The following is a 9,885-nucleotide window of genomic DNA, read 5'->3' as shown; positions in this document are numbered from 1 at the left end:
CGCCTTACGGTGGAGCTGTGCGTAGATGTGATCAAGAGACAGGCGCGACGGCGGTCGCAGCCCCCTCCTCGCGGAGCGCTCATAGGGTCCCCAGGGACTGACGTCCCTGGGCGGGGTGTCCAGAGGGGCAGGGCCCCTCTGGCCCCGGCCGGATCATCCAGTGCGATCCCTCAGCGGGTGTAGCCGTGGGAGGCGTCGGCGGCGGGGGTGGTGCCGCCGAGTTCGGCCAGGAAGGTGTCGTGGGTCATGGGGCGGGAGAACATGGGGTAGTTCTTTTCCACCGCGAGGCGCTGTTCCTCCTCGCTGACCGTGGCGGTGCAGTCGGTGAGGGTGACGACCTCGAAGCCCTTCTCGTAGCCGCTGCGCATGGTGGATTCGACGCAGCAGTTGGTCAGGAAGCCGCCCAGCGCCATGGCTTCCACGCCGCGATGGCGCAGGATGAAGTCCAGGTTGGTGCTGGCGAAGGCGTCGAGGCCGCGCTTGCCCTCCAGCACGATGTCGGTGGGCTCGGGCGTGAGCTCCTCGGTGATCTCCGCGCCCCACGTGCCCTTGCGGAAGGCCTGGCTGTCCACCACGCCCTTGAGGATGCCGTAGGGCTTCGGGTTCAGCTCCGGATAGCCCTCGGCGAAGGAGATCGGGGACCAGACGATCAGGGCGCCCATCTCCCGTGCGCGGCGCACCGTCTCGACCGTGTGGCCGAGCATGCCGGTGCTCTGCATCACCGGCTTCACCGCTTCGTGGAGGGCGCCGCCCTCGGTGGTGAAGTCGTTCTGGTACTCGATGAGGACGAGGGCGGTCCTGGCGGGCGTCATGCGCTTGCTCCTGCTCTGGGCTCTTGGTCCGGGCTGCCGGTCCGGCCTCCCGCGGGCCGTTAAGGCATCGGGCGGGAGGTGGAGGATGCGACGGAAAGACGCACAGGGACATGGTGCGGTGCCAGCCCGGCCGAAGGGGGCGGAAGGGCCGGAGGGGCGGCTTTCACCGGCTGTTCATGCCGGCCAGCATGCTTCCGGCGGGAAGCGGGTTGCACCGGGACCGGGGTGCGGCGGCGAGTCACGCTTTCCCTTGACCGGATCGTTGCGTGGGGCGTAAAAGCCCGATCGTCGCGGGGGAAAGGTTTTCCCCCGCGTGCCTGTGCTGCGGTTTCCGGAACCGGAACGGTTCTTCACCGGAAAGGTTCGTCGGAGCCCACCACGGGCCACATCCCCCCACCGGCCCGGCCAAGCCGGGCAAGACGTGCCGGTCCCGGCTGCTCGCTGAAGCGGAGCCGGAGGTCGGGGCGCAGGCCCAGCGGCTCCCTTCCCCCCGAAGGCGCCGCCGTTTCAGGAACAGACAACTACATGGCATCTGCCACCACCCTCGACCGCGCCGCGGCTTCCGAGGATTTTGCTGCCCTCCTCGACGAGACCCTCGGCGCTGACACCGGCTTCGCCGGCTCCGTCGTCACCGGCCGCGTCATCCGCGTGGACGACGACGTCGCCGTCGTCGACGTCGGTCTCAAGAGCGAGGGCCGCGTCCCGCTGCGCGAGTTCGCCCCCCAGGGCCAGAAGGCCGAGGTCAAGCCGGGCGACACGGTCGAGCTCTTCGTCGAGCGTTACGAGGACAAGGACGGCTCCATCGTCCTGTCCCGCGAGAAGGCGCGCCGCGAGGAAGCCTGGACCAACCTGGAGAAGCAGTTCCAGGCCGGCAACCGCGTGAACGGCACGATCTTCGGCCGCGTCAAGGGCGGCTTCACCGTCGATCTCGGCGGCGCCGTGGCCTTCCTGCCGGGCTCGCAGGTCGATATCCGCCCGGTGCGCGATGTCGGGCCGCTGATGGGCTCCCCGCAGCCCTTCCAGATCCTGAAGATGGACCGCGCCCGCGGCAACATCGTCGTGAGCCGCCGCGCGGTTCTCGAGGAGACGCGTGCCGAGCAGCGCAGCGAGCTGATCCAGGGCCTGAAGGAAGGCATGGTGCTCGACGGCGTGGTGAAGAACATCACCGACTACGGCGCCTTCGTGGACCTGGGCGGCGTGGACGGGCTGCTGCACGTCACCGACATCGCCTGGCGCCGCATCAACCACCCCTCCGAGGCCCTGACCATCGGCCAGCAGGTCAAGGTGCAGGTCATCCGCTTCAACCCCGAGACGCAGCGCATCTCGCTCGGCATGAAGCAGCTGATGGCCGATCCGTGGGAGGGTGTGGCCGTCAAGTATCCGGTGAACGGCAAGTTCTCCGGCCGCGTGACGAACATCACCGACTACGGCGCCTTCGTGGAGCTGGAGCCGGGCGTCGAAGGCCTGGTCCATGTCTCCGAGATGAGCTGGACCAAGAAGAACGTCCATCCGGGCAAGATCGTCGCCACCTCCCAGGAGGTCGAGGTGATGATCCTGGACGTGGACGAGCCGAAGCGCCGCATCTCGCTGGGCCTGAAGCAGGCGCAGGGCAACCCCTGGGACCAGTTCCTGGAGCAGCACCCGCCGGGCTCGACCGTCGAGGGCGAGATCCGCAACATCACCGAGTTCGGCCTCTTCATCGGCCTGGGCCCGGACCTGGACGGCATGGTCCACATGTCCGACCTGTCCTGGGAGCTAACCGGCGAGCAGGCCATGGCCAACTACCACAAGGGCGACACCGTCCAGGCCAAGGTGCTGGACGTGGATATCGAGAAGGAGCGCATCTCCCTCGGCATCAAGCAGCTCCAGTCCGACCCGGCCGCCGAGGTGCTGGATCGCGTCCGCAAGGGTGACGTCGTCACCGGCGTGGTGACGAAGATCGAGGCCAACGGCATCGAGGTGAAGGTCGAGGACATCCTCACCGGCTTCATCCGCCGCGCCGAGCTGGCCCGCGACCGCAACGACCAGCGCCCCGAGAAGTTCGCGGTGGGCGAGAAGGTCGATGCCAAGGTGGTCATGGTGGACCGGGCGGCCCGCCGCCTGAGCCTGACCATCAAGGGCAAGGAGGTCGAGGAGGAGCGCGAGGCGGTGCGCGAGTACGGCACCTCCGACAGCGGCGCCTCGCTGGGCGACATCCTGGGTGCCGCGATCCGTCGCCGCAACCAGATGACCGAGGACTGAGCCTCCGCCCCACGGCGAAGGTTACGGGAACGCCCCGGGGAGAGATCCCCGGGGCGTTTCGCGTTCCAGGTGGAATGGGGGTTTGGGGGCGGGGCGGAGCCCTGTCCCCAAAGGGCGGTGCGTCAGCTTCGCCGCAGGGCGCTGCCGTAGAACACCAGGATGCTGCGGTTGAGCAGCAAGATCTGCGGGCGCGACAGGGGCAGTGGACCGCAGCGCGGGTCGAAGAGGGCGCGGCGCAGGTCCTCGTAGAGGGGACGGAGTTCCTGGCGCATGGGCGGGCGGCGGTAGGCGGGGCGGACGGCCAGCACGCGGCCCGCGGCGTCCACCTGGACCTCGAACTCCAGCACGGCGTCCGGCGGCACGGGCACGTCGCCGCGGCAGGGGGCGATGTGGTGGATCAGCGTGTCGATAAGCTGCGCGGACGGGTCGCGCGGGACATCCTGGGCCCGGGCGGCGGGCGGGAGGAAGGGGAGCAGCGCCAGCAGGGCGAGGGCGTGGCGGCGCATGGCCGGGGCTATTCCGAGCTCCAGCCTGCCTTGCGCTCGTAGTGCTTGAAGTATTTTTCCGTCACTTGGTCAGTCTTCACCACGACGCAGACATCGGTGGTGTTGAACTGGTGGTCCACCACGGCCCCGTCGCCGACGAAGCCGCCGAGGCGCAGATAGCCCTTCACCAGCGGCGGCAGGTCCGCCAGCGCATTGCGGCCGACCTGCGACGGGTCGAGCCGGACCATGCTCTCGTAGCGGGCCGGCAAGGCGCGTGGCCGCAGGTGAGGCGGCGCCATGTGGTTGAGGGCGAGATAGGTCAGCGGCTCCGCCAGCACGTCCAGATCCGTGCCGGGCAGGGAGGCGCAACCGAACATCACCTCGACACGATGCTTGTGCACATAGGCGGCGATGCCGCGCCAGAGGAGTTGCAGGCTGCCGCGCGTGCGGTGGTTCTCCCCGACGCAGGAACGGCCCAGTTCGAGGATCTGCCCCGGCAGGCCCAGCAGCGGGCGCAGGTCGTACTCGTCGGCGGAGTAGAAGCGGCCGATCAGCGCCGCGGCCTCGCGCCGGATGAGGCGGTAGGTGCCGACCACCGATTCCGGGCCTTCGCCCAGGCTGTGGTCCACCACCAGCAGGTGGTCCGCCACCGCGTCATAGGCATCGACATCGCGGCCGGGGCGCATCTCCGGCGTGGGGCGGGCGCCCATCTCCTCGTAGAAGACCTTCCAGCGCAGGGCCTGGGCGGCCTCGATCTCCCAGTCCCGCACCGCGATCCGCACGCCGAGTTCGCCGGCGCGCAGCTCCCCGAAGCCGGCATCGGTCATGGGAGGGGGGGCATGGAAATTGTCACGGATCACCCCCCGGACCACGCTCATCCTTCGCCGTCCGTATCCCGCTGCCGCGCCAGGGCCTCGCCCTTGGGCTTGCGGCCAAAGAGCTCCAGCCGCTGGCCGATCAGGGAGAAGCCGAGCCGCGCGGCGATCTCCTGCACCAGGCGCTCGTGGGCGGCATCCTCGAACTCGATCACCTTGCCCGAGTCGACGTCGATCAGGTGATAGTGGTGACCGTGATCCGTCGGCTCGTAGCGGGCGCGGCCGCCGCCGAAGTCATGGCGCTCCAGGATGCCCTTTTCCTCCAGCAGCCGGACGGTGCGGTAGACGGTGGCGATGGAGACCTTGGAATCGATGGCGAGTGCCCGGCGGTACACTTCCTCGACATCCGGGTGGTCCTGGGCCTCGCTCAGCACGCGCGCGATCAGCCGGCGCTGGCCGGTCATCTTGAGACCACGCTCGACGCAGAGGCGCTCGATGCGGGATGGGTCTGGGCGTGCTGCGTCCATGCGTCCGTTCTAGTCTTGTCCCCGGCGGAGCGGGAAGTGCCGGCTGGGCGGCACATTACCCATCCCTGGCCCTCCACGGCAAACATGACGGGTCCACGACACCGTCATGTTCCCGCGCCTCAGCCGCCCGCGCGGCGGCTCCGGCCCCGCGGGCGCGTTCCCAGGCCGATGCTCTTGGCCAGGGAGGAGCGGTGCTGGGCGTAGTTCGCGGCGACCATCGGATAATCCGGCGGCAGGCCCCAGCGCTCGCGGTACTGCTCGGGCGTCAGGTTGTAGTGCGTCATCAGATGCCGCTTGAGCATCTTGAGCTTCTTGCCGTCCTCGAGACAGACCAGATAGTCGGGCGTAATGCTCTTCTTCACCGGCACGGCAGGTTCCGGGCGGGCCACCGGCGCCGGCTCGGCCGGCTTGCCAAGACCGAGGAGCGCGCGGTGGACTTCCGTGATCAGCCCAGGCAAGTCATTGTGCTGGACACTGTTGTTGGAGACGTGTGCCGCGACGATCTGAGCCGTCAGAGCCAGTACGTCGCCACGTGTCTCTTCCTGGGCCGGCGCATCGGCCATGTTGACTCTCCTTGAGATCATAGTCCCGGAGCACCCGCGCAATATCCTGGAATTTGGCGGGAGCCTGCACGAACCTAAATAGACGCGGATGGGCAGAAAAACAACAGGAGGTTTTATGATCAGTTCAGGTGAAGAAGAGTTGCTCGACTATGATTCACGCATCGACATCACACGCGACACTTGCCCCATGACCTTCGTCCGGACCCGCCTCGCCCTGGATCGCATGGCGCCGGGACAGGTTCTTCTGGTGGAGATGCGGGGCGCCGAGCCGGTGCGGAACGTGCCCCGCACGGCGGTGGAGCAGGGGCACCAGGTTCTGGCGCAGGACGAGGCCGGGGAGGGGCTGGTGCGGCTGTGGCTCCGACGCGGGGGCGCCTGAGCCGGGGCGGTAGCGGTCCCGGCCGAGCCCTGGCGTCCGGCGTCGCGCCACCTGAGGGGGGAAGGCTGCGCCTTTCCCCCGGGGTTGGACACGGGGCGCGCGGTTGAGGCGATCAGGCCGGCATGCGGGCCGTGTGGACGGCATCGGCCAGGGCGCGCACATGCTCCAGCACCTTGCGGACCGTGTCCGGCCCGGCGCGGCCTTCCGAATCGAGCGTGGCGGCCAGGGTGTCGATCAGCGCCGTGCCGACCACCGCCGCATCGGCCACGCGCACGGCGTCGGCGGCCTGTTCCGGCGTGCGGATGCCGAAGCCGATGCCGATCGGCAGCGTCGTCGCGGCGCGGATGCGGCCGACGTTGCGGCGCAGTTCCTCCGTCGCGGCGGAACGCGTGCCGGTGATGCCGGTGATGGAGACGTGGTAGACGAAGCCGTCCGAGCCACTCAGCGCAAAGGGCAGGCGGGCATCGTCCGTGGTGGGGGCGATCAGGCGGATCAGGTCCAGCCCCTGCGCCGTGGCGAAGGGCGCCAGCTCGTCCGCTTCCTCCGGCGGCATGTCCACCACGATCAGCCCGTCCACTCCGGCCGCCGCGGCGTCGGCGCAGAAGCGTTCGGCGCCATAGGCGAGGATCGGGTTCAGGTAGCCCATCAGCACCAGGGGGATTTCGGCCTCGGCGGCGCGGAAGCCGCGCACCATCTCCAGCACGCCGGCCAGGGTGGCGCCGGCCTTCAGCGCGCGCAGCCCGGCGCGCTGGATCGAGGGGCCGTCGGCGGCCGGGTCGGTGAAGGGCACGCCGAGCTCGACCAGGTCCGCTCCTGCCGCGGGCAGGCCGGCGAGCAGGGCACGGGAGGTTTCCAGGTCGGGATCATAGGCCTGGAGGTAGGGCACCAGCGCCCCCTTGCCCTGCGCCTTCAGCGCGGCGAAGCGGGCGGCGATGCGGCCCTTCGGCGCGGCGGTGCCTGCCGTGCTCCCTTGCGTCATGGTCCCGGCCATCAGATCTCGGCCCCCAGGTGGTGCGCCACGGTGAAGATGTCCTTGTCGCCGCGTCCGCTGAGGTTCAGCACGATGGTCTGTTCCCGGCCCATGCTGGGCGCCAGCTTCATGACATGCGCCAGCCCGTGCGCGGATTCGAGGGCGGGGATGATGCCTTCGAGCCGCGAGCAGAGCTGGAAGGCCTCCAGGGCCTCCGCATCGGTGGCGGAGACGTATTGCACGCGCCCGATCTCGTGCAGCCAGGAATGCTCCGGCCCGATGCCGGGATAGTCGAGCCCGGCGGAGATGGAATGCGCCTCGGTGATCTGGCCTTCCGGCGTTTGCAGCAGATAGGTGCGGTTGCCGTGCAGCACGCCGGGCTGGCCGCCGTTGATGGCCGCCGCGTGCTCGCCGCTCTCGATGCCGCGCCCGGCCGCCTCGACGCCGTAGATCTTCACGGATTCATCATCGAGGAAGGGGTGGAACAGCCCCATGGCGGAGGAGCCGCCGCCCACGGCGCAGACCAGCGCGTCCGGCAGGCGGCCTTCCAGCGCCATGTGCTGCTCCCGCACCTCGTCGCCGATCACGCACTGGAAGTCGCGCACCATCTCCGGATAGGGGGCGGGGCCGGCGACCGTGCCGATGCAGTAGTAGGTGTCGTGGACATGCGCGACCCAGTGGCGCAGCGCCTCGTTCATCGCGTCCTTCAGCGTGGCGGCGCCGGAGGTGACGGCTTCCACCTCCGCGCCCAGCAGCTTCATGCGGAAGACGTTGGGCTTCTGCCGCGCCACATCCGTGGCGCCCATGAAGACGGTGCAGGGCAGGTCGAACAGGGCGCAGGCCGTGGCGGTGGCCACGCCGTGCTGCCCGGCGCCGGTCTCGGCGATCACGCGGGTCTTGCCCATGCGCTTCGCCAGCAGGATCTGCCCCAGCACGGCGTTGATCTTGTGCGCGCCGGTGTGGTTCAGCTCCTCGCGCTTCAGGTAGACCTTGGCGCCGCCCAGGTGCTTCGTCAGCCGCTCCGCGAACCAGAGGGGCGAGGGGCGGCCCACATAGTCCTTCAGCAGGAGGCGCCACTCCGCCTCGAAGGCCGGGTCCTTGCGCGCCGCGTCATAGGCGGCCTGGACCTCCAGGATGTTGGGCATCAGCGTCTCGGCCACGAAACGGCCGCCGAAGCCGCCGAAGCGGCCGCGGCTGTCGGGGCCGGAGCGCAGGCTGTTGGGCAGGGTCTCGTTCATCGGGGGCGTCCTCTGGTCCAGAGGGCAGATAGCGCGCATGGGCGGATTGCGACAGGGCAGGACATGGGAGGCTGATGCGACGGCCGGAATGGTCCTGCCTCCCGCGCACCTTCCCTCCGGATGGCCCTGCGTCGCTCTCCGTGGCTGGCCGCCGGGGGAGAGGCTCTGCCTCTCCCGCCGGACCCCCTCTCCGCCGGGGACCGAAGCCGGTCCCCGGACCCCGGGCTTTCGTGGGTTCCCGTGGTGGCCATCAGCCTGCGGCCCGATCCCTGGGGCAGGTGGAAGCGCGGGGCTCCCGGAAAGAAGAAAAGCAACGTGTCCGCGCTGGCGGCACCCGCGATCCGGCATCAGTGAGCGCCAACGAACGGGAGGTCCAGGACCCTCAGGGTCCTGGCGGATAGGGGGTCCGGGGGAAAGGCGGCGCCCTTCACCCGGGGCGGCGCAACGGCAAGCCGTTCCCGGATCAGCCCTCGATCGCCCGGCCAGCGCGGTGGCGGCGCAGGAGCCACCAGCCGAGCAGGGCGGAGAGTGCGAAGAGCGCCACGCCGAGGGCGATCTGGGTGGACTGGTTCACCGCCACGCCTTCGCCCAGCAGCACGAAGACCGCTGTCTGCGGCACGTAGCCGATGGCCGAGCCGAGCAGGAAGGGGCCCGCCGCGACGCCGGACAGGCCGGCGAGGAGATTGAGGGCGAGGTTGTTGCCGACGGGCAGCAGGCGCAGCGCCAGGGTGGCGCCGAAGGGGGAGCCGGCGAGGACGTCGTGCATGGGCTTGAGGCGCCGGCCGAAGCGCCCGGCGAGGCGGCGGGCGGCCCATTCGCGCCCGATCAGCCGGGCCCAGCCATAGCCCAGGGCGCAGCCCAGCACCTGGGCCAGCATGGAAAGGCCGCCGCCGGCCAGGGCGCCGAAGGCGCTGCCGCCAAGGAAGGCCACCGCCTGGCGCGGCGCGCCGACGGCGGTGGCGGCGGCGCCGACCAGCACGAAGAGGGCTTCCGCCCAGAGGCCGCCGCCGCGCATCTGGGCGCTCATGAAGGCGATGCCGTGGTCCTCGCCCAGTTCGCGCAGCACCCAGCCGGCCAGGGCGAGTCCCAGGGCCAGCAGCAGCAGGCGGAGGATGGAGCGCAGCGCGCCGCGCGAACGGTCGGGCAGCGTCACGGCTGCGCGGGGGCGCCCGGGGGCGTGACGGCAGGCGTGATGACAGGCGTGGCGGCGGGTGGTGGCGGGGGCGCGGCGTAGGCCAGCCGGGGCCGCTTCCAGCGCCGTTGCAGCCACATCACGCCCAGCAGGTCCACGATCCCCACCGCGAGGCGGTCCAGCGTGCCGTAGTTGGAGACGCCGCGCGTGCGGGGACGGTGGTTCACCGGCTCGCTCACCACGCGGCCGCCCTGGCGGATGGTCAGGGCGGGCAGGAAGCGGTGCATGTGGTCGAAGGGCGGCAGCTCCAGGAAGAGCGCGCGGGGGAAGACCTTCAGCCCGCAGCCGGTGTCGGGCGTGGCGTCGCCCAGCAGGCGGGCGCGGACGCGGTTGGCGACGCGGCTGCTCAGCCGCTTCACCGCCGTGTCCTTGCGCGTGGTGCGCCAGCCGGCGACCAGCACGGCCTGCCCCGGGGCGCCTTCCGCCGGGTTCTCCTGCCGCGCCCTGGCCCAGAGCCTGGGGATGTCGGCCGGGTCGTTCTGGCCGTCGCCGTCCAGCGTGGCGATCCAGGGGGCGCGGGCATGGCGCACGCCGGTCACCACCCCGGCGGACTGGCCGCAGGAGCGGGCATGGCTGAGCCGCCGTACCGCGAGGCCGGAGGCGGCGGCGGCGTCGATCCGCTGTCTCTTGATCACATCTACGCACAGCTCCACCGTAAGGCGA

The 9,885-nt window shown here is 70.5% G+C and carries 11 protein-coding genes; 2 read left to right on the top strand and 9 right to left on the bottom strand.

All coding sequences use genetic code 11. The features are described from left to right. Positions 1–170: 170 nt before the first annotated feature. On the bottom strand, positions 171–812 hold the full coding sequence (locus ROTAS13_RS13395; protein WP_058389825.1) for a cysteine hydrolase: 642 nt from the start codon (positions 810–812) through the stop codon (positions 171–173). 525 nt (positions 813–1,337) lie between these two features. Here ROTAS13_RS13395 and rpsA point away from each other — a divergent pair. After that, entirely contained in the window at positions 1,338–3,053 is a 1,716-nt protein-coding gene (gene rpsA / locus ROTAS13_RS13390) for a 30S ribosomal protein S1 (protein ID WP_019461368.1), read from the top strand. Between the two features lie 122 nt (positions 3,054–3,175). On the opposite strand, the gene ROTAS13_RS13385 is transcribed toward rpsA, so the two are convergent. From ROTAS13_RS13385 to ROTAS13_RS13370, 4 genes are all read right to left on the bottom strand, one after another. Next, complete coding sequence (locus ROTAS13_RS13385) at positions 3,176–3,559, bottom strand: hypothetical protein (RefSeq protein ID WP_019461369.1); 384 nt, start codon at positions 3,557–3,559, stop codon at positions 3,176–3,178. Positions 3,560–3,567: 8 nt separating this feature from the next. Then, the gene (locus ROTAS13_RS13380) at positions 3,568–4,416 is read right to left on the bottom strand and encodes a GNAT family N-acetyltransferase (protein ID WP_019461370.1); all 849 of its coding nucleotides are present in this window, start codon (positions 4,414–4,416) and stop codon (positions 3,568–3,570) included. Then, positions 4,413–4,880 carry a Fur family transcriptional regulator gene (locus ROTAS13_RS13375; RefSeq protein ID WP_051004856.1) on the bottom strand — a complete coding sequence of 156 codons (468 nt, stop codon included), beginning with the start codon at positions 4,878–4,880 and terminating at the stop codon, positions 4,413–4,415. Before ROTAS13_RS13375 ends, ROTAS13_RS13380 begins: the two co-directional genes overlap by 4 nt. 119 nt (positions 4,881–4,999) lie before the next feature. Then, complete coding sequence (locus tag ROTAS13_RS13370; protein ID WP_019461372.1) at positions 5,000–5,443, bottom strand: MucR family transcriptional regulator; 444 nt, start codon at positions 5,441–5,443, stop codon at positions 5,000–5,002. A 115-nt stretch (positions 5,444–5,558) separates the two neighbouring features. Between ROTAS13_RS13370 and ROTAS13_RS13365 the strand changes: the two genes are divergently transcribed. Next, positions 5,559–5,822 carry a sulfurtransferase TusA family protein gene (locus ROTAS13_RS13365; protein ID WP_019461373.1) on the top strand — a complete coding sequence of 88 codons (264 nt, stop codon included), beginning with the start codon at positions 5,559–5,561 and terminating at the stop codon, positions 5,820–5,822. Between the two features lie 112 nt (positions 5,823–5,934). Here the strand turns inward: ROTAS13_RS13365 and trpA are convergent, their stop codons facing one another. The 4 genes from trpA to ROTAS13_RS13345 form a co-directional block, all read right to left on the bottom strand. Continuing rightward, complete coding sequence (trpA, locus tag ROTAS13_RS13360; RefSeq protein ID WP_051004858.1) at positions 5,935–6,801, bottom strand: tryptophan synthase subunit alpha; 867 nt, start codon at positions 6,799–6,801, stop codon at positions 5,935–5,937. Positions 6,802–6,812: 11 nt separating this feature from the next. Continuing rightward, positions 6,813–8,030, bottom strand: coding sequence for a tryptophan synthase subunit beta (trpB, locus tag ROTAS13_RS13355; protein WP_058389826.1), 1,218 nt, complete (start codon positions 8,028–8,030; stop codon positions 6,813–6,815). A 463-nt stretch (positions 8,031–8,493) separates the two neighbouring features. Then, a complete protein-coding gene (locus ROTAS13_RS13350; RefSeq protein ID WP_019460958.1) occupies positions 8,494–9,183 on the bottom strand; it encodes a TVP38/TMEM64 family protein in 690 nt (229 codons plus the stop codon). After that, positions 9,180–9,885 (bottom strand): glycosyltransferase family 2 protein (locus ROTAS13_RS13345; RefSeq protein WP_075822587.1); only part of this gene is annotated, 706 nt, incomplete at its 5' end. The genes ROTAS13_RS13350 and ROTAS13_RS13345, both read right to left, overlap by 4 nt.

Origin of the sequence: Roseomonas sp. TAS13 (assembly GCF_001950415.1) — a bacterium.
Classification (GTDB): domain Bacteria; phylum Pseudomonadota; class Alphaproteobacteria; order Acetobacterales; family Acetobacteraceae; genus Roseomonas; species Roseomonas mucosa.
The sequence above is the reverse complement of the archived record's forward strand: the minus strand, read 5'-3'. Positions and strand labels throughout refer to the sequence as shown.